General features: G+C 35.9%; 21 protein-coding genes. 20 read left to right on the top strand and 1 reads right to left on the bottom strand.

All coding sequences use genetic code 11. From position 1 onward, the window contains the following. Positions 1-8 precede the first annotated feature (8 nt). The 6 genes from PBV87_RS21330 to PBV87_RS21305 all read left to right on the top strand — a co-directional run bounded on the left by PBV87_RS21330 (position 9) and on the right by PBV87_RS21305 (position 9521). Positions 9-839: a carbohydrate ABC transporter permease gene (locus PBV87_RS21330; RefSeq protein WP_053985660.1), complete on the top strand. Its 831-nt coding sequence runs from the start codon at positions 9-11 to the stop codon at positions 837-839. A 13-nt stretch (positions 840-852) separates the two neighbouring features. Beyond that, entirely contained in the window at positions 853-2004 is a 1152-nt protein-coding gene (locus tag PBV87_RS21325; RefSeq protein ID WP_271013673.1) for a glycoside hydrolase family 88 protein, read from the top strand. 39 nt (positions 2005-2043) lie between these two features. After that, a complete protein-coding gene (locus PBV87_RS21320) occupies positions 2044-3843 on the top strand; it encodes a sensor histidine kinase (protein ID WP_271013672.1) in 1800 nt (599 codons plus the stop codon). Further along, complete coding sequence (locus PBV87_RS21315; RefSeq protein ID WP_271013671.1) at positions 3825-5441, top strand: response regulator; 1617 nt, start codon at positions 3825-3827, stop codon at positions 5439-5441. Before PBV87_RS21320 ends, PBV87_RS21315 begins: the two co-directional genes overlap by 19 nt. Positions 5442-5449: 8 nt before the next feature. Beyond that, positions 5450-7222, top strand: a complete 1773-nt coding sequence (locus tag PBV87_RS21310; protein ID WP_271013670.1) for a heparinase II/III domain-containing protein — start codon at positions 5450-5452, stop codon at positions 7220-7222. A gap of 283 nt (positions 7223-7505) precedes the next feature. Then, positions 7506-9521, top strand: coding sequence for a DUF2264 domain-containing protein (locus PBV87_RS21305; protein WP_271013669.1), 2016 nt, complete (start codon positions 7506-7508; stop codon positions 9519-9521). A 15-nt stretch (positions 9522-9536) separates the two neighbouring features. On the opposite strand, the gene PBV87_RS21300 is transcribed toward PBV87_RS21305, so the two are convergent. Continuing rightward, positions 9537-10400 carry a helix-turn-helix domain-containing protein gene (locus PBV87_RS21300; protein WP_271013668.1) on the bottom strand — a complete coding sequence of 288 codons (864 nt, stop codon included), beginning with the start codon at positions 10398-10400 and terminating at the stop codon, positions 9537-9539. 149 nt (positions 10401-10549) lie between these two features. Here PBV87_RS21300 and kduI point away from each other — a divergent pair, with 149 nt between their 5' ends. The 14 genes from kduI (at position 10550) to PBV87_RS21230 (ending at position 26567) form a co-directional block, all read left to right on the top strand. Continuing rightward, positions 10550-11413 carry a 5-dehydro-4-deoxy-D-glucuronate isomerase gene (kduI, locus tag PBV87_RS21295; RefSeq protein ID WP_271013667.1) on the top strand — a complete coding sequence of 288 codons (864 nt, stop codon included), beginning with the start codon at positions 10550-10552 and terminating at the stop codon, positions 11411-11413. A 119-nt stretch (positions 11414-11532) separates the two neighbouring features. Further along, positions 11533-12333 (top strand): gluconate 5-dehydrogenase, encoded by an 801-nt coding sequence (locus PBV87_RS21290; RefSeq protein ID WP_271013666.1) that lies wholly within the window; start codon positions 11533-11535, stop codon positions 12331-12333. 188 nt (positions 12334-12521) lie between these two features. Then, entirely contained in the window at positions 12522-13310 is a 789-nt protein-coding gene (locus tag PBV87_RS21285; protein ID WP_271013665.1) for a DUF7402 domain-containing protein, read from the top strand. 43 nt (positions 13311-13353) lie between these two features. Continuing rightward, positions 13354-13554 carry a hypothetical protein gene (locus tag PBV87_RS21280; protein ID WP_330680503.1) on the top strand — a complete coding sequence of 67 codons (201 nt, stop codon included), beginning with the start codon at positions 13354-13356 and terminating at the stop codon, positions 13552-13554. A gap of 129 nt (positions 13555-13683) precedes the next feature. Beyond that, on the top strand, positions 13684-15303 hold the full coding sequence (locus PBV87_RS21275) for a sigma-70 family RNA polymerase sigma factor (RefSeq protein ID WP_271013664.1): 1620 nt from the start codon (positions 13684-13686) through the stop codon (positions 15301-15303). Between the two features lie 115 nt (positions 15304-15418). Continuing rightward, positions 15419-17239 carry an ABC transporter ATP-binding protein gene (locus PBV87_RS21270; protein ID WP_271013663.1) on the top strand — a complete coding sequence of 607 codons (1821 nt, stop codon included), beginning with the start codon at positions 15419-15421 and terminating at the stop codon, positions 17237-17239. Beyond that, on the top strand, positions 17232-19001 hold the full coding sequence (locus PBV87_RS21265) for an ABC transporter ATP-binding protein (protein ID WP_271013662.1): 1770 nt from the start codon (positions 17232-17234) through the stop codon (positions 18999-19001). Before PBV87_RS21270 ends, PBV87_RS21265 begins: the two co-directional genes overlap by 8 nt. A gap of 187 nt (positions 19002-19188) precedes the next feature. Further along, complete coding sequence (locus PBV87_RS21260) at positions 19189-19932, top strand: alpha/beta hydrolase (protein WP_053985639.1); 744 nt, start codon at positions 19189-19191, stop codon at positions 19930-19932. A 367-nt stretch (positions 19933-20299) separates the two neighbouring features. Continuing rightward, positions 20300-21385, top strand: a complete 1086-nt coding sequence (locus PBV87_RS21255) for an autoinducer 2 ABC transporter substrate-binding protein (RefSeq protein WP_242847692.1) — start codon at positions 20300-20302, stop codon at positions 21383-21385. Between the two features lie 124 nt (positions 21386-21509). Next, entirely contained in the window at positions 21510-23015 is a 1506-nt protein-coding gene (locus PBV87_RS21250) for a sugar ABC transporter ATP-binding protein (RefSeq protein WP_271013661.1), read from the top strand. A gap of 1 nt (position 23016) precedes the next feature. Then, the gene (locus PBV87_RS21245; RefSeq protein WP_053985637.1) at positions 23017-24015 is read left to right on the top strand and encodes an ABC transporter permease; all 999 of its coding nucleotides are present in this window, start codon (positions 23017-23019) and stop codon (positions 24013-24015) included. Between the two features lie 38 nt (positions 24016-24053). After that, positions 24054-25028 carry an ABC transporter permease gene (locus PBV87_RS21240; protein WP_271013660.1) on the top strand — a complete coding sequence of 325 codons (975 nt, stop codon included), beginning with the start codon at positions 24054-24056 and terminating at the stop codon, positions 25026-25028. A gap of 11 nt (positions 25029-25039) precedes the next feature. Continuing rightward, a complete protein-coding gene (locus PBV87_RS21235) occupies positions 25040-25525 on the top strand; it encodes an ureidoglycolate lyase (protein ID WP_053985635.1) in 486 nt (161 codons plus the stop codon). 31 nt (positions 25526-25556) lie between these two features. Beyond that, on the top strand, positions 25557-26567 hold the full coding sequence (locus PBV87_RS21230; RefSeq protein WP_271013659.1) for a dihydroxyacetone kinase subunit DhaK: 1011 nt from the start codon (positions 25557-25559) through the stop codon (positions 26565-26567). Positions 26568-26589 lie beyond the last annotated feature (22 nt).

Genomic DNA, 26589 nt, shown 5'->3' with positions numbered 1-26589 from the left:
GAAGCCACATGTCTATAGTAAAAGATAAATTTGGAAAAGTAGCGCTTTATATGTTGCTGAGCATTATAGCATTTGTAACTTTGTTACCATTGATATGGATGCTTTCTGCTTCTTTAAAGTTAGAAAGCCAAGTATTTAGTGTACCGATTCAATGGATTCCACAAGACCCACAGTGGAGTAACTATGCAAAAATATGGGAGAAGATACCTTTAGCGCTTTTTACATTTAATAGTGTAAAAATTACGGTCATTGTTACACTTATTCAGTTAGCAACTTCTAGTTTTGCAGCTTATGGTTTTTCTAAATGTAAATTTAGGGGAAGAGATACCTTATTCTTATGCTACATTATTACCATTGCTATCCCATGGCAAGTGTATATGTTGCCTCAATATATTATGATGAATAAGCTACATCTCGTAGATACACACTGGTCCATTATTTTGTTACAAAGCTTTACTGCATTTGGTGTGTTCTTATTACGTCAATTTTATCAAAGTATCCCAGAGGATCTTCTAGAAGCTGCCCGTATTGATGGACTTTCAGAATATGGTATTTATACACGTATCATCTTACCTTTATCCAAACCAGCCCTTGCAAGTTTAACCATTTTTAGTTTTGTAACTGTATGGAATGACTTTATGGGGCCTATGATCTACTTTAACTCAACAAAGGTAAAAACCATACAACTAGGGATTCGTATGTTTATTAGCCAATACTCAGCAGAGTATAACTTGATTATGGCAGCCAGTGTTGTTGCGCTGGTTCCAGTATTTGTTATTTATCTGGCCTTCCAAAGATTCTTTGTAGAGGGTATTGCAACAAGTGGATTAAAGGGATAGAGAGGATGAGGGGATGGAGACATTACATAAAGAATTGTTAGAACAAGCATTAGAGTGTGCAGTGAGGTGTTTGAAAACGAACCTGAAAGACTTTACGTATTCTTTTCAAGATTCAAATAGTGTAAACCAGTTTTATAAGCAGACACCAAATGTTGAATGGACAACAGGTTTTTGCACAGGAGAATATTGGCTTGCTTATGAATACACAAAAGATGAAGCCTTTGAAGAAGCGGCACTGATTCAAGTAGAAAGCTTTTTGGAAAGAATACAAAAAAAGATAGATGTGAACCATCATGATATGGGCTTTTTATATACACCCAGTTGTGTAGCAGCCTACAAACTTATTGGGGATGAAACAGGTAAGGAGGCTGCATTATTAGCAGCAGACAATCTGATTGCAAGATTCCAAGAAAAGGGACAGTTCCTTCAAGCATGGGGAGCGTTAGGGGTAGAAGATAATTACCGCTTGATTATTGACTGTCTACTGAATTTACCTCTACTCTATTGGGCAAGTGAAGTCACAGGGGATGAGAAGTATGCCCAAATTGCTAGGAAGCATACGACAACAAGCTTGCAAAATCTCATTAGGCCGGATTGCTCAACCTATCATACGTACTTCTTTGATAAAAATACAGGAGAGCCTGTAAGAGGTGTGACACACCAAGGTTATAGAGATGGTTCGGCATGGGCAAGGGGGCAAGCATGGGGTGTATACGGTACAGCACTTGCTTATCGTTATACACAAGATCCTGTATGTATTGAACTCTTTGAGAAAATCACAGGCTTCTTTATTGAAAAGTTACCTAGAGATCATGTGCCTTACTGGGATTTGGAGTTTGAAGAAGGCTCAGATGAACCGAAAGATTCCTCTGCAGCAGCTATTGCAGTATGTGGTATTTTGGAAATGTTACCTAATTTAGAGGAAACAAAGCGAGAATATTACCAAGAAGCCACTTGGTATATGTTAAAGAGCCTCATTGAAAACTATGCGGTCAAAGATGTGAAGGAAAGCAATGGCTTACTTTTACATGGTGTTTATGCAAAGAATAGTCCTTACAATCCTATTCCAAAAGATAGGGGCGTAGATGAATGCAATACATGGGGCGATTATTTTTACCTAGAAGCCCTTATTCGTATGACAAAACGATGGAACCCTTATTGGTAATATGTTACCATAAAGAAAAGACGAATAAGGGGGAAAATTATGAAAAAGAAGAGAGTAGATCGGAGAAAAATAATGGGCATATGGAATCCTAGAAGCATTCGCTTCAAAATGGTATTTTACTCAATGTTATGTGTGATTAGCGTGAGTACATGTGGCTATCTCTATCTATTCTCTTATTTAAATGGGATTATTGTTGAGAAGGCGGACAAAATTAATAACATTTATATGGAAAATTTGACTGTTCAAATAGAAGAACCTTTTCAAGCACTTTTTAATACAGGAATTAATTGTGCCAATCACTATGATGTAATGAAAGCGATGAAAATTCAAGAAGTAAAAACGGTGGAAGATAAAAAGGTCCTTTTACAAGCTCAAAATGTAATGAATGATTTACTGTCTACAACAAAGATGAAGAAGTATGTCAATAAAATACTTGTGTTTAATGAGCAAGGGGTTGTAGTGCAAGCAGTAGGCAATCATATGGCTTACTTAGAAGATGTGGACCAGATTGTTGAGAAAAAGCTTGATAGGAATCAAGAAGAGGCAAATAAATTTGGGGTGTTCACACTAGGGGAGTCTATTACACCTTATGCAAAGGATAGTTTCTCGGTACTATTTAAAGTAAGTTCTTTTTCAGATAGGAAGGAAAATGGCTATCTTTATATGGAAGTGGATAGCAGTATTATAAAAGACATCTTAGTGGCACATAGTCCTCTTAATTATACAGTAGTGCGCAATGAGAAAGACCAAGATAATTGGATAACAGACAATATGAATGAGTCCCTTTTGATCAAGCTTATGGAAGAATCGGACAAAGAAGCAATAGTCTTTGATAAAGCAAGATATAAAGTACATAAAAAAGCAATAGATGGAACCAATGTATCACTCTACAATTTTATTGATATTACAGAGCTTTCCATGAAAGAGAATGAGATGCTTTATACATTGATTGTTGTACTTGTATTAAGTGCAGTGATTACATGTGCCATTATCATTATGGTAAGTAGATGGGTTACAAGACCTATTAGTAGGCTAAGTAGACGTATTCAAAAAATAGCTGAAAATGATTTTTCTTATGATCCGGAAATTGAGAGAACTCAAGATGAAATAGGGGAAATAGGGCGATTAGTCAATGAAATGGTTCAAAGTGTATCTAACTTAATGAATGAAATTATACGTAAAAATGAGGAGCAAAATAAAATCGAGATGGCCTTATTGCAAGCCCAAGTCAATCCACATTTCTTATACAATACATTAGATTCGATTCATTGGATGGCTGTCATACAAAAAGCACCAGGGATTAGTAATATTACAAGGAGCTTATCAAACTTACTCAAAAATATGGCAAAAGGTGTATCGGATAAAATTCTTCTAGAAGATGAAGTAAGTTTACTCAAGGACTATATTACCATACAAAGTATTCGCTATGCAGAGACCTTTGAATATAAGAATGATATTGAAGAGGCATTTTTGCAGTATCGTATTGTTAAAATGACGTTGCAACCTATTGTAGAAAATGCTATTTTCCATGGCATAGAGCCTTCGGGAAGGATAGGTACAATCCGCATCAGTGCCCGTGAAGATGAAACGTACCTTTATATTGATGTAGAAGATAATGGAGTTGGAATGAATGAGGAGCAGGTACAACACTTACTTGCAGACAAAAAACAAGTAGGTAGAAATACAATGAGTGGCATAGGCGTTTCCAATGTGAATAGACGCCTTAAGCTTATCTATGGTAAGGCGTGTGGCTTATTTGTAGAAAGTGAAGTGGATCACTATACAAAAATAACGGTTAAGATAAGAAAGGAGAGAGATGAATGTATAAAGTCTTATTAGTAGATGATGAACCTCTAGTACTTTCAGGCATCAAGTTTTTGCTAGATTGGCATAAGCTTGATTGTGATATTCAAAATACAGCAAGAAATGGCAAGCAAGCCCTTGAAATCATAGAAGTTGAAAAACCTGATATTGTTTTATGTGATATTAATATGCCGATCCTTTCAGGGCTAGAAGTACTTAAAGAAGTCACCCACAGGCAACATCAACCAGTATTTGTGATGTTGACCAATCATCAAGAGTTTGATATGGCCCGTGAATCTCTCCGTTATAAAGCTGTGGATTATTTATTAAAGACACAATTAGAACCAGAAGTTTTAGAAAAGGCAATCCAAAGTGCCATTCTAGAATGTGATAAAAGAAACAAGATGGCTAAGATAGACTTAGCCAATGAAGTCATAGAAGAAGATAATCATAAAATCATACAAGGGTGTCTCAAAAAACTCTTAGAAAAAAAAATAAGAAATAGAAATAGTGAAGGCTATAAGCTTTTAGAAGCCCATCATATTTTAGATAGGTTTGCATTATTAGAAGTAGTGCTTGATTATTCTATTCTTCCTAAGGCTCAAAATACATCAGCCTTTGATAGAGAGCGTATCTTTGGATGGGAGCAGGAACTATTAGAAACGATTTTGCCTAAACTTTTTAATCATTATTTTTTAGTGGCATCAGATAGCGCCTATCAAAAGTTTCAAATCTTCGTTTGGGATGTAGATGAAGTAACATTTAAAGAGCATATAGAGACCTTTTATAATAAATTCCTTCTTGCATCTTCTAATGCAACAGCAACCAAAATTTCTTTGCTAGTAAGTGATGTATTGAAAGAAAAAGATATTTTTCATGGTCTACGTCAAATAGACCAATTACTTGAATATTATTACTGCCATGAGCCTGAGCTTGTCTATTATAAGCAAATAGGTGAAACGGTATACGAAGATATCAGTCTTACGCCAGAGATTAATAAATTGGTTATAGCTATTAGATTAAAGGATGTGGCAGCGTGCAAGGCGACTTTTGCAAAGATAGAGGAGAAGTTTGGAAGCACTCCCCATAATCCAGTAGCTGAAATTAGGAGTTGTATTGACTTATATAGTACGGTTTATGCAGTCCTTGTACCACTCTTACCAGAAGATGGGATGAATGCTTATTTTGTAGACTTATCGAAGATGATACAAACCATTAGTGAAATGCTTACCTTTAGTCAGCTACAAAAGTGGGTAAGGGGGTTTGCAGAACAAGTGATTTGGCAATTAGAGCAACTGACAGGCAGCCACTTTGAGGTTATGGAAAGAGTTAAGAACTATGTTGTAGCCCATGCTACAGAAAAATTAATGTTACAAGATCTTGCAGATTATGTGAATATGTCACCTAGCTATTTATCAGCCTTGTTTAAGAAGCACTGCAATCAAAATTTAGTAGATTATATTAATGAAGTGAAGATGCATAAAGCCTGTGAACTCATTCGTGAAGGCAATTACAAGATTTATGAGATTTCTTATTTGTTAAGTTTTGAAAATGCGTACTATTTTACAAAAGTATTCAAACGTTATATTGGTAGAACACCTAAGGAATATCAAAATAAAGTAAGAGGTAGGTAGAAGAAGTTATGAATAAAAGCACACTTTTAAAAGGCATAGCGTCTGGAAAGCCATTATCTTTTCACATAGCATACAATCATGCCTATGACCAAATCCCATATATTAAAGAGCAATTTAGACTTTTAGAAGTAGAGGCAGGTAAAGTTGAGGGTATTCAAGAATTAAGTTATGACAAATTCAAGCTCTACTGGGAAACAGGTGATAGAAATACCTATCAAGAAGTGTATTATGCTAAGCGTAAAAAGCTTTTAATATATAGTTTGTTGCTATGGAGAGAGCCAGAAAATACTCATTATAAAGAAAAGCTACAAAATATTTTGTGGAGTATTTGCTGTGAGCCTATGTGGGCATTACCTGCACATTTTATGGATCGAGCAGGTAATGATGTACCTATGGAGACATACGATGAACTGATTGATTTGTTTGCAGCTGAAACAGGCTTTGCACTTGCAGAAGCTTTGCGTATGTGTGAGCCTTATTTGGATAAGAAGTGTGCAGAGTATGTAAGAGTACAACTACATAAACGTATGATAGCACCTTTCCTAGATGGCAATACTTTTTATCGCTTTGAAGTGATGGAGAATAACTGGGCATCTGTATGTGGCGGTGCCATAGGATGTATAGGGATTTTGATGCTTGAAGATGAAGAGCAGCTTACGAACTTCTTACATAGAGTACTTTCCTGTTTAGAGGTCTACCTACAATCCTTTGGAGAAGATGGCGTATGTGTAGAAGGGGTAGACTACTGGACTTATGGTTTTGGCTTCTTTGTATGTTGTGCAGATTATTTGAAAGAAAGAACAGGGGGTATCATTGACCTGTTCCAAGATGAGAAGGTAAAGCAGATAGCACTGAACCAACAAGCTTATTATCTCGTAGAGAATCATACCATTAGTTTTGCTGATGGTAGGGCTGAAGGAAGATACCGACTGGGATTATCAATGTATCTTAAAAAGTGCTATCAAGAAGTGCAGTTGCCACCGATAGCCTATGCTCAAGATGTTCTAGAAGATTCATGTTACCGCTTTTGCTTGGCACTGAGAGATATCATCTGGTATGACCGTGATTTTGTATGGCAGGAAGAGAAGAAACAGTCACTTTGGTTGCCTGAGGCACAATGGTTCTTATCTTATGGGGATCCTTTTATCCTTGTAGCAAAAGGTGGACACAATGGAGAAAGTCACAATCACAATGATTGCGGTTCCTTTATCCTTTATAAAAATGGTATGCCTATGCTAGAGGATTTAGGTGCAGGTGTCTATACAGCTGAGTATTTCTCAGATAAGCGATATGAAATTTTTGTGAACCGCTCTAAAAGTCATAATGTACCACTTATAGAAGGTGTGGAACAATGCTCAGGTGAGGCTTATAGGGCAGAATTGATAGAAGTAAGATTAGGGGATGTAGATGGAAAGTTGGATGTATTTCAAACAGAATTGAAATCGTGCTATCCAGTCGTGCAGCTGGAATCCTTTAGGCGTACTTTGAAGCATGATAAAGAGAAAGAATATATCTTACTTGAAGATGTTTTTGACTTCCAGGAGGCAGGTACAGTAGCAGAACGTTTTGTCAGTCATTCACCGATTACAATAGAAGGAACGTGTGCATACATCAAAAATGGGGAAGAAGTCCTAACCCTTTCATTTGATGAGAGATATGCTTTAGAAGTATTAGAAGAAAACTATGAAAATCATAAAATGAAAAGATACACAGCTTATATCTTACAAGCTTCTAGAAAAGATAAGGCACAACATATAGGTTGTGAAATACGAATAAGGTAAGTGAATTTTAGTTGAGAGCTTTTAGCCAATAGAGTTTATTCAATAACTTTTAATAGATAAAGGTTGTATTTAGACTCCCGAGATTTTATTGAACTTTAAAGAGCGGAACCGATCAATCTAGCAGCTGTTTACGCTAGTCTATAGAGGATGTAATGATGCGGATTCGTTTACGTCAGTCTATAGAGGATGTAATGATGCGGATTCGTTTACGTTAGTCTATAGAGGATAGGTAGTGTGGATGATAGCCAACACGTAAAGGCATAAAGATTAGGAGGATTTAAAAATGAAATTTGAAATAATAAAACCTGATTATGAGAAAAACCCTTATACAGGGATGGGAAGAAACCATTGGTTAGAAGTGAGTCATTTTTATTTAGAAGGAATCTTTAAACATGTAAAAAGTATAGATAGCCCAATCATTGTGCCTAAACATAGTGATGAAGTAGGCTATCCCAATCCTACAAGCCCAGCTTGGCGTTTAGCAGCAGAACGTTTTGAAGGGTTAGCAAGAAGCTTTCTGATTGCAGCACCTCTTTTACATAATGAGCCTGAAGCAGTTGTAGGTGGATATGCTTTAAAGACGTACTATAAGCAAGCAATTTTAAATGGAGCAACACCAGGACATCCATCTTACTTACTCAGTTTAGAACAGATTATGGAGACCGCAGAAAATGGAGAACGTGCCTTTCAACATACTTGTGAGTGTGCTTCTTTAACTATTGGTTTATATATGTGTAAGTCTGTGATTTGGGATACCTATACCCAAGCAGAAAAAGATACAATAGCAGCTTATCTATCTGAGTTTGGACATTCTTATACAGGGCATCATAATTGGCGTTTATTTAATATGTTGATTTTAGCCTTTCTTTCAATGGAAGGGTACACGATTAATGAAGAAACGATGAGAGATCATGCTGCTACAATTTTATCTTATTATGCAGGTGATGGGTGGTATAGAGATGGTCACTTATTTGACTATTATTGTCCATGGGCATTCCATGTGTATGGACCACTTTGGAATGTCTGGTATGGGTATGAAAAAGAGCCGTACATTGCAAGTAAGATAGAAGCATACTCCAATACGTTTGTAGAAACTTATCCCAAATTCTTTGACCAAGATGCACATGTAACCATGTGGGGAAGGAGTAGTATTTATCGAAGTGCAGCAGCAGCACCACTAGCGGCCAACTTCTTGCTCAAAAAGGCTACAGCAAATGCTGGGCTTGCAAGAAGAATTGCATCAGGAAGCTTGCTACAGTTTGCAACCAAGGAAGAATGCTTCTATGAAGGTGTACCAAGCCTTGGTTTCTACAAACCTTTCTCGCCTTTAGTACAAAGTTATAGCTGTGCAGCCAGTCCTTTTTGGCTCGCCAACACCTTTGTATGCCTTTATCTTCCAGAAGATCACGCCTTCTGGACAGCCAAAGAGGAGAATGGTGTATGGGAGGAGCTTAACGATACCCATACTGTTTTGGATGCCCCAGGGATTGTAATAGATAACCACTTGGAGAATGGTTTCACAGAGTTTAGAACAGGTAAGATTTCTATGAGCGTAGGGAATACATCTTTAAACAGTTATAGCAGAGTGGCATTTCACAGTGGATTTACATGGGAGGACTTTAGTTATGAAGGGGAAGAGACCATGCAATATAGCCTTCACTATGAGGGAAGAGAAAGAAGTAGCATACCTAATTTGATTTTATATGGAAGGGAAAAAGAAGGGATACTTTATCGTAAGCAGTATTTTGACTATGTAGATACCTTCCAAAACCAAGCATCTATTGACCTAGCAGACTTCGCCATTCCTTATGGTCACTTAAGAGTAGATAAAATGCGTATTCCAGACAAACCTTATCGACTGACTTTGGGTTCTTATGGTATGCCTTTAGATGATGAGGTGACTGTACAAGAACGAAAAGAAATGGGAGGTGCAAAGGGCAAAGCCATCATCCTAAAGACTTCTCATGGTCAAATTGCACTTGTTACGTATAAAGGCTTTGACAACATGGCAACTAAAAGAAGGAAAGATGTGAGTCCAGTCTCAGATGAAAGTATGCTGATCTATGCGGAGACAACAAGAAAGGTACATTATGCGTATAAAGATTATGTACTCATCTCAGCTATCTTAACTAAAAACAACGAGGAAGAATGGACCGATGAAGAACTCTTCCCCGTTGCAAAGATGACGTTTACAGACAAAGAACAATGTGGTGGCTATGGACCTATAGAAATAAGCTTGAAAAATGGTGAAAGCTACACTGTAGATTATGAAGGACTAGAAGGACATCTTAGAGTATAAATAAATAGCGTGTTTTTAACACACAGATAGTTGGGCATATTTCTTAGGAGATATGCCTACTATTTTTGTAAACGTTTTTACAAAGTTGCTATAGTCATTATAGCCGCATTGTTCACAGACTTCGTTGATAGTTAAACCATCAGCCAGCAGTGATTTGGCAATACTGATACGCCTTGCGGTAATGTATTTGTTAATAGTAGTCCCTGTTGTATTTTTAAAGACACGACAAATATAGGAATCACTTAAAAAGAATGCCTGTGAGAGCGTTTCAAGAGTAATACGTTCATGGATATGTAGGTTGATATAGGTCAAAATATCATCCACTTGCTCGTTATATTTAGGAGTGATTTCTTCTAGGGAAAGCACTTGGGTATTTTCTAAATAAGCTGCATTGAGAAAGAGCATGAGTTCTATAAAGGTAGCTTGTTCGGCTAAATCTTGGCCATACCCTGTAGTGGAAGTAATCTTATTGATGAAGTATAAGAAGCGCTGTTGCTGCTCTTTGTTCAAAGAAAGTTTATGGCTAAAAGAGTCTTGACGATTATTAAAACAAAGGGATAAATCCGTCTTAGAAGAAGAAAGATGTTTAATAAATTCAGGAGACACAGCTAGCACAATGCGCTCATGAACCTGAGTATCAATCTGAGCTAAATAATGACTTTCATATTGATTAATAACAAAGAGATCACCAGGGGAAATGGTATAAAACTTATTGTCAATCAAAAATTGCTTGCCACCAGAAATGGAATAATAAATTTCATAACAATCATGAATATGCATAGCCATAGCCTTTTCTTCTTTATAGAGATGGGCAATGGAAAAGTATTTTTGTTGTATACAGTGAGTCATAGCTTCTTTGCAGGAAGATAGTTTTTGCATAGAACCTCCTTTTAAAAATAAGATAATTCTATTATATAAAATGAGTTCAAAAAAAGCCATATTTGAGTGAATATAAGCCAAGAAATAGAAAAAAATGCATGATAAACTAATACTATAAACATTAAAGATTAAGAAAAGGGGTCATTAACATGGAAATTAGAACAGCATCCTCACCAAGAGATGTAAAACATTATACAACAGAGCGTTTAAGAGAAGAATTTTTAATTCAAAATCTTTTTGTAGGTGGCGAAATCAAATTGGTATATAGCCATATTGACCGTATTATTACAGGTGCAGCAGTTCCTACAGATAAACCACTTGTTTTAACAGCAGGAGAGGAACTTCGTGCAGATTACTTCTTACAAAGAAGAGAAATGGGCATTATCAATGTCGGTGGCAAAGGTACTATTACAGTTGATGGTAGAGCTTATACATTAGATTATAAAGATGGTATGTACATTGGAATGGGCCAAAAAGACATTTCTTTTGCAAGTGAAGATGCTACAAATCCAGCTAAATTCTACTTAAACAGTGCACCAGCACATACAACTTATCCTACAGTTTTAATCAAAATGGATGGTGAAAAAGAAGAGGGCGTAGTCATCATTAAAGATGAAAACAAAGTAGAACTTGGTACATTAGAAGAATCTAATCACCGTGTAATCAATAAATACATTCTTCCAGGTCAAGTAGAAAGTTGCCAATTAGTAATGGGAATGACTGCATTAAAACCAGGTAGCGTATGGAATACAATGCCATGCCATACACATGACAGAAGAATGGAAGTATACCTTTACTTTGAAATGCCAGAAGATGCATTCGTGATGCATTATATGGGTGAGCCTACCCAAACAAGACATATTGTCATGAGAAATGAAGAAGCTGTTATTTCTCCAAGTTGGTCTATTCATGCAGGAAGTGGTTCAAGAGCTTATACCTTTATCTGGGGAATGGTTGGAGAAAATCAAGTATTTACAGATATGGATGCTGTGGATAATAAAGATTTAAGATAGAGATTTATAAGAAGCATTTAGAATCAATGTTAAAGTAGGGTAAGGATTTAGATAGAGAAAGAGTTTAAATAGAATAAGCATTTTATTAAGATAAGTATTAAACATAAGGAGGGTTACATATGGAGAAAAATTTATTTTCACTAGAAGGCAAAATTGCATTAGTAACAGGTGCATCATATGGTATTGGTTTTGCAATGGCAAAAGCTTATGCCAAGGCAGGTGCTGCTGTTTGTTTTAACGATATCACACAAGAAAAAGTAGATATGGGCGTTGCGGCTTACAAAGAAGAGGGCATTGAAGCTCATGGTTATGTATGTAATGTAACCGATGAAAAAGCAGTGAATGAAATGGTTGCACAAATTGAAAAAGAAGTAGGTATCATAGACATTCTTGTAAATAATGCTGGGATTATCAAACGTGTACCCATGTGTGAAATGAGTGCAGAGGAATTTAGACAAGTCATTGATGTAGACTTAAATGCGCCATTTATTGTGTCTAAAGCCGTTATACCTTCAATGATCAAAAAAGGTCATGGCAAGATTATTAATATTTGCTCAATGATGAGTGAACTTGGTCGTGAAACAGTATCTGCATACGCTGCTGCAAAAGGTGGCTTAAAAATGCTTACTAAGAACATCGCTTCAGAATACGGTGAGTTCAACATCCAATGTAATGGTATTGGACCAGGTTACATTGCAACACCTCAAACTGCACCGCTTAGAGAAGTGCAAGCAGATGGAAGCAAACACCCATTTGACCAATTTATTATTGCCAAAACACCAGCGGCACGTTGGGGAGAAGCAGAAGACTTAAGTGGTCCAGCAGTATTCTTAGCATCAGATGCTTCTAACTTTGTAAATGGACATATTCTTTATGTAGATGGTGGTATTTTAGCCTACATCGGTAAGCAACCTAAATAATAAAAAGAAATAATAAAAAAGATAGAATAAATAATAATGATAGTTTAAATAAATATAGAACTATTACACCACAAATAAAATTTAGAATGTATTTTTATGAACACTAAATTTTAGAAAATCTTATCTAAAGAGATTAGAGGATGAAAGAAAGTGTGTAATAGTTCTTGTTATATAGAGGGAGGATAAAAATGTTAGAGTTAGCCATTTTAAATAAAGATCATACGCTATTAAATACTGCAAAAGGTGAAAAAGAAGTTTCTTTAGTCCATGCCAATACCTACGAAGAAGGGGATATAATCCTTGTAAAAAGTAGCGATGAAGAAGCTTTTTTAATACTTCAATTAGATGATGCTATAGGGGAAAGTTTTGTTTTATTAAAAGGAGGGGCTTTATCTTATACCATTCCTTTTGGAGAAAAGAAGATTTGTTACTCACCTAAAAGCTTTGCTTATGACAAACACTTATTAAAAGTTCGCTATGCAACACATGAAGAAATAAGTGCCTATAAAAATCTTGCCCTTAATAAATATGACCAACACGGTGAACCAAATTGTTTCCCACATGCTTCAGCTAACGTAGAAACAAGAGGGGAGTCTGTATTTGCAGCAAAAAATGCCATCAATGGGAACTGTGAAAATCATTCTCACGGTGCATGGCCTTATGAATCATGGGGGATTAATCAAAATCCTGATGCTGTGATGAAAATAGAGTTTGGGAGAAAAGTTGCCGTAGATAAAATATGTCTTTATACAAGAGCTGATTTCCCTCATGATGCATGGTGGGAACAGGCAACCGTTGTATTCTCAGATGGTAGTAAAGTTGTATTTGATCTAGAAAAAACAGATAAGGCACAAGAAATAAACTTTGAAAAAAGAGAGATTGAATGGCTAGAGTTAGGAAAACTGATTAAAGCTGACGATCCATCTCCATTCCCTGCACTTTCTCAAATAGAAGTCTATGGTGTAGAAGCAAAATAGAAGAATATATAAAATGCCACTTTCATAAGATGAAGGTGGTGGAATGGGATCTGAAGAATTTGCATCTTATTCTTATCAGGTTCCTAGTGTATATCTTTTATTAGGTGCAGGTTCTAAACAGGAAAATCCTTTATACGGTGAGCCTATGCATAATGAAAAGGTTGTATTTAATGGGGATATACTTCCTACAGGTGCAGCAATTTATGCTTATACAGCTATTAATTGGTTGAAAAATAATAAATAAAAGATACAAAATAAACCACTTTAAGTCACTCTTAAGGTGGTTTTGCTTTATATAAATATTTTTTAATTTTTTTCCAACCTTTTTGTTTTTTGCTACACTATATAAATGAAAGCTTTTTAAGGAGGGACCATGGAGAAGAAACGCGCGGATCAGATTATTGAATATTATACACGACCTATGTATGGGTTTGCTCTTAATAAAATGGGTAATTCAGAAGAAGCCGAGGAGCTTGCTTCATGTATTATCCTAGAAGTTTATCATGTGCTTTGTCACAAGGAAGACTTTGTAGATATGAATAGTTACGTGTTTAAGGTTGCCCACAATGTATGGGCAAGATATATTTCAGAAAAGACTAAGAAAAAATGTGAGTTACAGTTAGATGAGGCGAGTAGTAGTGGTCATGAGGATGGTCCAGATAAAAGCTATATAGACCAAGAAACAGAAGGGACCTTAAGGCGAGAAATAGCTTATCTTTCTAAGCAGCAAAGAGAGATTGTGGTGTCTTATTATTATAAACAGAAGAAAATCAAAGAGATTGCTGAAGAACTAGAACTTTCAGAAGGAACAGTAAAGTGGAATTTATTTGATGCCAAAAAGGAGTTGAAAACAGGGATGAAAGCAATACGGACGATAGGGAACTTAGGAATCAATCCTATAAAGTTTCTAGATATGGGGCATACAGGTCAACCAGGAACAAAGGGGGATACTCGTGATTTTCTTGCTAAGGTAATTACACAAAATATTGTCTATGCGGCTTACCATGAGCCAAGAACCATACGTGAACTGTCTGAGGAACTTGGTATCTCACCTGTGTTTATAGAAGATGAGGTTAAGATTTTGGAGGAGTATGGGTTTATGGAGTGCTTGCCAGGAGGAAGATATCAAACACAGATGATTATTAGAGAGCCTTCTGCAAGTGAAGAAGAAGCTTTTCATAAGCTAGCAAAGGAATATGGGAAAATCTTATACGAGGAATATTACAAACAGTTTTTAGCTCTAGAGCCAGCAATTAAGGAGATAGGAATTTATTATCCTGACCAAGATTTTAATTGTCTACTTTGGACGTTGATTCCTTATGCGATACAATTCTTTGATATTCCAGAAGCTTATCAGATTGAACCGGATGAGGTTATGGTTTATCGCAAGGATGGTGGTAAGTATATTGCCATTGCACTACTAGATAAACCGATAGAACTTTCTTATGACCAAGAGAAATATGGTGCCATGGTGATGACAAGGGATGATGGGGAAGACAATAAAGTCTATGGTTGGCAAGTGGGTACTTACTGGAGCCACAGAGAGCTAGATTGGCGTGATAATAAATATAGTGATTATGTGGGAATGATGTATTTTGTAACAGGGCAACTGATCGAAAGTGAAGTGACACAAGAGATTTATAGCAGACTTTTGGAAAAAGAATATCTTGTAAGAACACCAGAGGGGTATAAGCTCAATGTGGTTCATGTAGCAGGAAAGGAGCAAATGGAAAAACTTAAAAACCTTTTTCCAAAGCCTTCAGATACCCTTCGTAAGAAACTCCTTGAATATGATGAGAAATGCTACAAGATGACCAAGGTAGGGCATCCAGCTCATATGCATAAAACGTTACGTTATTTAGCTCAGGGACGTATGCAACATCTGTGGCCTTATGTGTTTGAAGAAATGCTAAATCAAGGTGTACTTCAAGAACCAACTGCATCACAACAAAAAGCAATAGCTACCCTTTTATATACCCAATCTGAGAAGTAGATTTTGAAAGATGTTCTTAGGGTAAGAGGAGGTATTGGTATTAGTTGGTTAGAAGATAGGAACTAGGTTATTAGAGTTATTAAAAAAGAATAGCTCTAAAAATAAGGAGGTAGAAATGTTTAGACGATTGATGCATTTTTGTAAGATTACAGTAAGTGCTTCACCGATATTTTTTAGTTTGAATATGATTGCGCTATTTATTATTGCCCTTAGTCAATTAGGTATAGGGTATAGTTTTAAGTTAGCAACAGATGTATTGATGGATGCCCAGGCTAGTGGGCAAGTATCTGTTAAAATTGCTTTTCCTATTTTACTCTTTTTCCTTTTGATTTGTATTGGTGGGAATACAGGTAACTTTGAAAAGATGATGATTACAGCTTACAGTCATAAAGCGAAGCGTATATTTGCTAAATATTTTTTACATAAGAGCTATAGCACGAAGCAAGATGCTTTTTATGAGAGTAAGTTTTATGATCAATATGCTTTTGTAAAAAATAATATCGACCATACAGCGAATATTGCTGTAACGGTATTTAATAAACTGACTTTATCCATTTACCGTGTGATTTTGGCAGTTGGGGCCATTTCTTATTTCAATCCATTGATTGTTGTTTATATGAGCCTCTTAGCTTTTATATTGATTGGTATTAATCAGTATGTGGTTAAAAAGCGTATTGCCTTACAAGAAACCTATATTAATGATGAACGTCAAGCTAAGTATTATATGGAACTTCTTTCTTCAAGAACCCATGCTAAGGAACTACGTCTATTTGGACTTCAAGAAAGATTTCTTAAAAAATGGGCGTCTACTTACAGCGGCTATATGAAAGGAAAGTACCAATTTGAAGTGAAGGCGATAGGGTTAGGCAAAGTGGCAGGCATTGCACAGATGGCCATGACCTATGGACTTAGCGTTTATTTTCTGATGTTAGTGGCAAATGGCAGTCTTGCTGTAGGCGATTTTGTCTTTCTTAATGGGATGATGATGACCTTAACCAGTGCCATATCTAGTGTAATTAATGTACTGACCAAGGATCTAGCAGAAAACGATAAATATGTTGAAAAGTATGAAGGATTTACAGGTAGAACCAGCCTTCATCAACTTAAAGCCATAGATGATTATCAGTTACTCAGTGAGGCAGAAGGAAAATTAGGAGATTTTGAGATCCTTGAGTTCATAAATGTTTCTTATAAATATCCAGGGAGTGAAAACTATGCGGTTAAGGGTGTTAACTTAACCCTAAGACGTGGAGAGGTAGTGAGTTTACTTGGGTATAATGGGAGTGGGAAAACGACTTTATCTAAGTTGATGTGTGGGCTTTTAGAAGACTATGAAGGAGAGATTCTCTTTAATGGTGTAGAGCTTAGAAAAGTACCTAAAGAAATATTATATCGTTATTTTGGTATTGGTTTTCAAGAGTTTAGTCGCTATAGCATGAGCTTGAAGGAAAATGTAGCGGTAGGGATGATTGAAGCTTTTGAAGAGGAGTATGCTATTCAAAAAGCCATATCTAAAGGAAATCTAGAAGAGGTGATAAGAAAGTTGCCAAAAGGGATAGACACTATTCTAGGCAAGGAATATAGCAAGGAGGGGCAAGATCTAAGTGGTGGACAGTGGCAGCGCATTATCCTTTCTCGTGCTTATATGGGTGAGCCAGATGTACTCATATTAGATGAACCTACAGCATCTATTGATCCGTTAGAAGAAATGAGAATGCTTGGGCAGTTTGGTGAAATTATAGGAGATAAGACAGCACTTATTATCTCCCATCGCATTGGATTTGCAAGGATGGCGGATCGTATTTGTATGATGGAAGAGGGCAAAATCGTAGAAGATGGAACCCATGAGATACTTATGGCACGTAAAGGTTATTATTATACTTTATTTACAGCTCAACAGGCTCTTTATGAAGAGGAGGAGGTATGTTATGCATAAGATGCCAGCACTTAAGGCGCTTATAGAAGCCAATCAGTTTGCTTACAAAAGTCATAAAGGGGCTTATATTGGACGTGTGCTTACAGAAATTATTGGCGTATTTGGTGCTCTACTGAGTATGAAGTCTGTCGAGTATACAACAAATAGTGCCTACCGTTTGTTTGAAGGGCAAGCGCATATCAATGAGGTTATAGTAGGTGTAAGTTTATTTGCTCTTGGTTCCTTGATTTTTTATTTGTTGGGTATAGCAAAAGATCTCCTAGATAACAAGCTGATGCTTCATATGAGTTATGACTTTGAATATGCCTTAGGACGGAAACTTGGGAAGGTCAATTGGGAGTATTACGAAAATCATGAGACAGCAGTAGAAATTTATAAGGTAAGAGAAAAGTCTTTAGAACAGATGAAAAATTTTGTAGGACTGATGATGCAAGGGGTTTACTTTGTATTAGGTGGCGTGATATTCCTAACCTTACTGGCACAGATTAATCTCGTTGCAGTAGTTGCATACTTGGTATTACTCTTGTTTATGAATAAAGCCTTTGAAAAAGTCTATAAGCAAGTGAAGGATGCGTGGGATGAACTCCAACCTTATAAACAAAAACAAAATTATTTCTTCAGTTTAAGTGGAGATAAAGTGACTCATCAAGAGTATCAGTTCAATAGGCTCTTTGGATTTGTAGCCAATAGGTGGGAGCAACTCTATCATGCAGAATATAAGGTACAGATGAAAATCTTTGGGAAATATGAAATTACTTTTCAAACGGCAAGATTCCTGATTAATTTACCCTATATCGCTATGTTGATTTTTGTAGGCTATGAGATAGCTGTAGGTAAGCATGAAATTGGTTTTTTAATGCTCTGTAATCAACTTTTTAACTACGTACTAGACTTAGTGACGGGCATTCAATATAGTGTCAATGATGCCCGTACGCAATATGGTTTTGTAGAAAGCTTCTTCAACTTACTTAAGTTAGAAGAAGTGGAAAAGTCAAGTAATGTGTCTAGCCAAGATTTTAAAGGGATTCACTTTGATCAACTCGCCTACGCCTATCCACAAGCACAAAATAAAAGTCTTAAAGGCGTAGAACTCAATATTAAGTTAGGGGAAAAAATTGCTATAGTAGGACACAATGGAAGTGGGAAGACGACTTTTACCAATATTCTATTAGACCTTACAGATCGCTTTGAAGGCACTATTAATATAGAAGGAAGTGGAGAAGAAAAGATTCCACTATCCAGTTTGTCTTCTTGTATTTTACAAGACTTTGCCCAGTATCAATTGACTATTCGTGAGAATATTGAATTAGGCTATATCGGGAAGAAGTTTACAGATGTAGAGATCTGGAAATGCTTAGAACAAGTAGGATTAAAAGAGATGGTAACTAAATTGCCACAAGGTATAGATACCATGCTTGGGCAGCTTCAAGAAGGTGTAGATCTTTCAAAAGGACAATGGCAACGTATAGCTATAGCAAGGCTATTAGCTAACCCGGAGGCAAAAATATGGGTATTAGATGAACCTACAGCTTATCTTGACCCTATCTCAGAAATTGAAATTTATGATTTGATTTATAAGTTAGCAGGTGAACGTATTGTGCTCTTTATTTCTCACCGTTTAGGATTTGCCAAACGTACAGATCGTATCATTGTATTCCATGATGGAAAGATAGTGGAGCAAGGTAGTCATGCCCAACTTATAGAGCAAGAGGGTATCTATGCTGAAATGTATAAAACACAAGAAGCATGGTATGTAGCGTAATAAGGTTTAAGAGCCACCTTAAAAGCCTTTTTCTGTGTAGACAGAGTATAAAGGTTAAATTAAGGTGGCTTTGTTATAGTGTTATGACACAGGGGGAAGATATAAAAGTTGATAGATGAATAATATTCTGATAATATAAAAATTAATAGGCGTATACGTTTTAAAAAGAAAATAGAGGAGGCATAAAATGGCTTTTTTTAAAGGAGAAATATTTGCAAAATCTTTAGGAATGAATGTAGGTCTTAATGTGATCTTACCTTATGATACATGTGATAAGGAACTTAAAGTACTTTATTTACTTCATGGTATGTCTGACGGATGCGGGGCTTGGTCAAGATGGACACGCATTGAGCATTACGCCAATCAATATGGCTATATTGTCATTATGCCAGAAGTCCATATTAGTTTTTATACCAATATGGAGTATGGTGGGAATTATTATACTTATATAACAGAAGAATTACCTATGCTTTGTGAGAAGATGTTTGGTATCCAACCTGATAGGGAAAAGACTTATATAGCAGGACTTTCTATGGGGGGATATGGAAGCATGTTATGTGCTTTAAGCAAGCCTGATCAATATAAAGCTTGTGGTGCTCTTTCAGCTGTTTGTGATATTAAGGCAAGAATCACAGAAAGAGGCAGGGAAGATAAACTAATCAAAGCAATTATAGGAGATAAACTAATAGACCCTAGCTATGATCTTTATCATTTAAGTGAAAAACTTATGGATTTACCACAAGAAGCAAGACCTAGACTAATGATTGCCTGTGGTACAGAAGATTTCTTATATAAGGAAAACAAAGCTTTTAAAGCACATCTAGAAAAACTTGAATTTAATTTTACCTTTGAAGAATGGGAAGGTGTACATGATTGGAATTTCTGGGATGAGGGAATCCAGAAAGTGATGAAGTTTTTTGAGCAGTTATAAAGTGAGTTATAAACCGTATAGAAGTTACTTATTGTCAAGTAATTTCTATACGGTTTTATTTATTAAAAAAATGTATTTATATTCATAAAGAAAAAAGATGATTAAACAAAAATAAAATGTTTAGTTTGTTTAATAATAAACAAATGTATATATATGTAAAAAGTAAAAATAGTAGTCAATATTTACTATAAAATATTTAAAATTTAGTATTAAAATATTTAAAATAACTAAAATAAATATATAATTTTATTGACAATTATAAAAAATTATACTAGAATTAATTTAAATTTATTAAACGTTTTATTAAACAGCGTAAAAAGTTTAATAAAAGTAATTAAAAACAGTTAAATAAATAGGGGGAAATAAAATGAAAAGAGTGACAAAGAAGTTTTTGGCTTTATTATCATGTGCAACAATGGTATTTTCTCTAGCAGGTTGTGGAACAGTTGAATCTAGTCAAGGGACATCAAGTGACTCAAATACTTCTTCTAACAGTTCAGCGCCAAGTACAGATGGTGGTGATAGTAAGGGAGAGGAAAAAGATTATAAGATTGCAGTGGTACCTAAGCTAACAAGTATTGCTTGGTTCCAAAGAATGGAAGTTGGAGTTAAAGAATATGCAAAAGAAACAGGAGTAGATGCCTTCTATACAGGTCCATCAGAAGGTGATGGTGCACTTCAAGCTCAAGTTATTGAAGATTTAATTGCACAAGATGTGGATGCAATTTGTGTTGTACCATTTTCTACAGAATCACTTGAACCTGTTTTAAAGAAAGCAAGAGATGCAGGTATTGTTGTTATTGCTCATGAAGCAAGTGGTATGGAAAACATAGACTACGATATTGAAGCATTTGATAATGACGAGTATGGTAGACACTTTATGGAGAAATTAGGTGAAATTACAGGTGGTGAAGGGGAATACATCCTTGAAGTAGGTGCATTAACTTCTCAATCACATAATCAATGGGTAGATGCAAGTCGTGCTTTACAAGAAGAAAAATTCCCTAATATGAAAGTATATGGAGATAAAATTGAAACAGCAGATGACCAATCTACTTCATATAACAAAGTTAAAGAAGTATTAACAGCAAATCCAAGTATTGCTGCTATTCAAGGTTCAGCTATGGCAGACGTAGCAGGTGCAGCATTAGCAGTTGAAGAGTTAGGGCTTGCAGGTAAAGTGAAGATCGCAGGCACATCATTAGTATCTGTATCAGGTAAATATGTAGAAAATGGAACCATTGATATGATTTCTTTCTGGGATCCAGCACTTGCAGGTAAAGCGATGATTGAACTTGCGCTTAAAGTGTTAAATGAAGAAGACGTAACAACAGGTTTAAACCTTGGTATAGAAGGATATGACAATTTAACCCTTACAGATAAAGTGTTAACAGGTCAAGCTTGGATTGATGTTACAAAAGATAACGTTAATGATCCAGCGTATGATTTCTAAGAATAAAGAGCGAGTAAGCTAGAAATAAGATGATAGCATGAAAATAAGGTATACGCCGAAAAATTCATGCTATCACCTATCAAGTATTTCAATTAATAGATGGTAGCATGGATGGAGGCGAGTTATGGGAGACGTATTTTTACAGTTGGACGGAATTAAAAAATCTTTTGGTGGTGTCCATGCACTAAAAGGTGTGGATTTAGAAGTAAGACTAGGAGAAGTACATTGTCTTGCTGGGGAAAATGGATGTGGTAAATCTACTTTAATTAAAGTGATTTCAGGAGTACATGATGCAACAGAGGGCACGATTATCATTGAAGGAAAAAAGATTAACAAGCTCACACCAATTGATGCTATCAAAATGGGTATTCAAGTTATTTATCAAGATTTTGCAATTTTTCCTAACTTAACAGTAGCAGAAAATATTGCTATGAACCAAGCACTTATGACGGGTGCAAAAAGAATGGATTGGAAAAAGGCGCGTATACTTGCCAAAGAAGCAATGGAGCGTATTGGGGTGAATATTGACCCGGATGTTCTTGTAGAAAGGCTTTCTGTAGCTAATAAACAAATTGTAGCCATTTGTCGTGCCATTATGAATGATGCAAAATTGGTTATTTTGGATGAGCCAACAACAGCTTTAACAGCTAAAGAGGTAGAGCGTTTAAATGAAATCATTATTAATCTTAAAAATAAAAATATTGCGGTTGTGATTGTGAATCATAAGTTAGATGAAATTTATCAAATCGCAGAAAAGCTGACTGTACTAAGAAATGGAAAAAATGTAGCACATGGTCTTATTGAGGAATTTGATAGGCAACGTTTTATTAAATGCTTAACAGGTAGAGAAATTGAAGAAGCCCTTTATAGACCAGAAGAATCAAAAGAAGAAATTCTAAGAGTAGAGCATTATACCAAAAAAGGAGCTTTTGAGGATATTAGCTTTAACTTACATAAAGGGGATGTACTTGGCATAACAGGTTTACTTGGGTCAGGACGTGGAGAAATAGGAGATGCCCTTTTTGGGCTAGCACCTGCTGAGTCAGGTACAGTTTTATTAAATGAAAAGAAAATTATGATTAAATCAGTGCAAGATGCAGTTAAACATAAGATTGCATATGTGCCAGAAGACAGGTTGACGCAAGGTTTATTCTTAGAACGTTCTATAGAAGATAATACAATAGCTGCTTCAGTTAAGAAGTATTTCAATCAGTTTAAATTAGATCATGCGGCCATGTTAGAAACAACAAAGATGTGGATTCAAAAGATTGGTTGCGTAGCGTCTTCACCACAAGCACCTATTAATACTTTGTCAGGTGGAAATGCACAAAAGGTTGTTATAGCAAAATGGTTAAACACAGAACCAGATTTAATCATTTTGAATGGTCCAACAGTTGGTGTAGATATTGGTGCTAAAGCGGATATTCATAAGATTCTCCATGAACTTGCTTCACAAGGAGTGGGTGTCATCATTATCTCAGATGATCTATCTGAAATTATCCATAATTGTAATAAGGTAATTGTTTTACAAAATGGTCGTATAGTGGCTAAGGAAAGCAGTAAAGATTTAGATGAAGCGAAGCTATCAGCGTTATTAAGTAGTGAGATTAATAAGAGAGGGGGCCACTAGAATGCATAAGAAAGTGAAACAAATTGTAAGCTCAAATGAGATGATTGTAGCCTATATGATCATAGGGCTTAGTTTGATTATTGGGATTGTTAATCCTATATTCTTTGGACCTCAAACAGGAATTAGTTTAGTAAGAGCAATGCTTGTAACTTTGATTTTTGCTATAGCTGAAATGCTTGTCATTGTGTCAGGTGGCATAGATGTATCCTTTCCGGCAGTAGCATGTATGTCACTCTATGCAACGATTAAGTTTATGAATGCCTTTGAAATTGATAGTGCACTTTTTGCATTTGCAATGGCAGGGGGGATTGGATTAGGCTTTGGATTCATTAATGCAGTACTTATATCCAAAGTAAAAATACCACCACTTATTGCAACCTTAGGAGTAAGTAGCTTGGTTAATGGCGCAACATTGGCTTTTTTAGGTGCTAAAGATATTTCTAAAATTCCTCCTAATGTGGATCGTCTTTCACAACAATTTATTTATACTTATATCAACCAAGATGGGATTAAATATTCTTTGACAATACTTGTTTTGATTCCTATAGTGCTTTATATTTTAGGCTATTTTATATTAAAACATACCATGCTTGGAAGAGGCATTTACGCAATAGGTGGAGATAAAAATGCAGCGAGAATAGCTGGTTTTAGTATTACAAAAATCCAATTTATTGTGTATATGACAGCAGGTTTATTAGCAGGAATTGGTGGTATGACGTATACAATCTTAATGCGACAAGCAAGTCCACAGGTATTAATGGGTAGTGAGATGATGGTTATTGCAGCAGTGGTTATAGGTGGTACACGTATCACAGGAGGACATGGAACAGTGTTTGGTACGATTCTTGGTGTAACCCTTATTGCACTTGTTCAAAATAACTTAATTATGCTAGGTATTCCAACACATTTCCAAACTTTTATAGTAGGTCTAATTATTGTTATTGGAACTGTAATTACATCTATAAGAGTAAGGCACATTGAAGCAAAAGCTAAAATTTAATAGATAAGAAGAAAGTAGCTAAGGGAGTGAGAAGGAATATGGAGAAAATGAAAACCCAAATAAAGAAAATAGATAAAAACATAATGGGTTTAATCATTATAGCAGTTTTGATTACACTCGTTATGGGGATTTTACAACCCAAGGCATTTTTAAGTGTTAAGAACTTCCAAGGTATGGGAAGCCAGTTTCCAGAATTCGGAATATTAGCTTTTGGAATGATGCTTGCTATGATTTCGGGAGGGATTGACTTATCTCTAGTAGGAATTGCCAATCTATCAGGTATTGTAGGAGCTATTGTAATGGTAGCAATGGGTGGAACCTTGCCAGCTATGCTTATAGGGATCTTATGTGCTTTAGTGGTAGGCGCTATCTGCGGTGCCTTTAATGGATTTTTTATCGGTTATTTACGAATACCAGCTATGCTTGTTACCTTATGTGGCTTACAACTTTATACAGGTATAGGACTTATTATCACAAAGGGACCAGCTATTACAGGATTGCCACAATCCTTTACTTTATTAACGAATGGTACAGTGCTTGGCATTCCAGTTCCAGTAGTCATTTTTGCAATTGTTGTTGTGATGATGTGTTTTTTAATGAAGTCAACAACATATGGCAAAGAATTATGCTTTATGGGTAGTAATCACATTGCTTCAAGGTATGCGGGGATTAATAATTTAAAAGTTACTATGATTACTTATATGACATCAGGCGTATTAGGAGCAATTAGTGGAATTTTGATGGTTTCTCACTATAATTCAGCTAAATCAGATTATGGTTCAAGTTATACATTACTTACATTGCTTATTGCTGTGCTAGGTGGAACACATCCAGACGGAGGAAAAGGAAAAGTAATAGGTGTCACACTAGCTATTATTGTACTCCAACTTGTATCTAGTGCCTTTAACATTTTACGTGTTAATGCCTTTATCAAAACATGTGTATGGGGGCTTATTCTAATTGTTGTTATGGTTGCAACACATTTAATTGAACGCAAAAAAGTGACAAGATAGGGGGGATTTAAATGAGAAGTATAAAAGCAAAGGAATTAAGTGCAGAAGGCTTTAAAGCTTATGGAAATTATTTTGATATGGTACATCCAGAAGGTAATCATTTAGGAGCATTTTATCCCGATCATGTTCTAATGCCAGTAAGTGGGCAGATGCCTATTGGATTTTCTGCTCTTGCTTCAGCTAAACCTGAGAAAATGATTATTACAGCAGCAGAATATCATAATACAACGCCTGAAGGCATATTGGCATTAGATGATGACATTGTATTACATGTAGCGCCACCTTCTACAACACCTGTACCACATTTAACTGAAGCTTTTATTGTACCACGTGGCACCATGGTAGTTCTTAAGACGGGCGTATGGCATCTTGCACCGTTGCCTATTCATAATGAGGTTGTACATGTGCTTATTACCTTACCAGAACGTATTTACTTTAATGATTGTACAGTTGTGGACTATAAGGAAGAAGAGTACTTTGAAATAACATTAGCTTAAACAAATTAAATTTAAATAGGGGGAATTAAAAATGAAAAAAATTATTAACCAACCAGAAAATTATGTAAAAGAAATGTTAGAAGGTTTATATATTGCACATCCAGATCTTATTACTTATACAGGAGAAGATGTACATTGTTTAGTTAGTGTGAATAAAAAGCCAGGTAAAGTAGGTATAGCAACAGGTGGTGGATCTGGTCACTTACCACTTTTCTTAGGCTATGTAGGAAAGGGCATGCTTGATGGATGTTCTGTAGGGGATGTATTCCAATCACCAAGTGCAGAGCAAATGCTTGAAGTAACCAAAGCTATTGATTCAGGTGCAGGCGTACTCTATATCTATGGTAACTATAACGGGGATATCTTTAACTTTGATATGGCAGCAGAAATGGCAGACTTTGAAGAAAATATTCGAGTAGAAAGTGTAGTAGCAGGTGAAGATGTAGCATCTGCTGGACCATCAAAAGAAGGAGAGAAAAATACAAGACGTGGTGTAGCAGGAATTGTATTTGTCTACAAGTGTGCAGGAGCAGCTGCAGATAAAATGATGAATTTAGATGAGGTGAAACGTGTAGCTGAAAAAGCCGCTGCAAATGTAAGAACGATGGGTGTTGCGCTTACACCATGTATTGTACCTAGAGTAGGTAAACCTGGGTTTACAATTGGTGAAGACGAAATGGAAATTGGTATGGGTATTCACGGTGAAACTGGCATTCGTCGTGCAAAACTTGAGCCAGCTGATGCCATAGTGGATGAAATGTTAGAAAAGGTTGTAGCAGATATTCCATATGTATCAGGAGATGAAGTTGCTGTACTTGTAAATGGACTTGGTGCAACATCTTTAGATGAACAATATATTGTGACAAGACGTATTGATACATTTCTAAAAGAAAAAGGAATCAGTGTACATCGTTACTATGTTGGTGAATATGCTACATCTCTTGAAATGGCAGGATTCTCTATTTCATTACTGAAATTAGATGATGAGCTAAAAGAATTATTAGATGCTCCAGCACAAACACCATTCTTTGTACAACTATAGTAGATACATTTTAGGGAGGGAT

It is taken from the genome of Holtiella tumoricola, from assembly GCF_027857615.1.
Lineage (GTDB): Bacteria > Bacillota > Clostridia > Lachnospirales > Cellulosilyticaceae > Holtiella > Holtiella tumoricola.
Note: the sequence above shows the minus strand (reverse complement) of the source record. Positions and strands in the feature narration are given on the sequence as shown.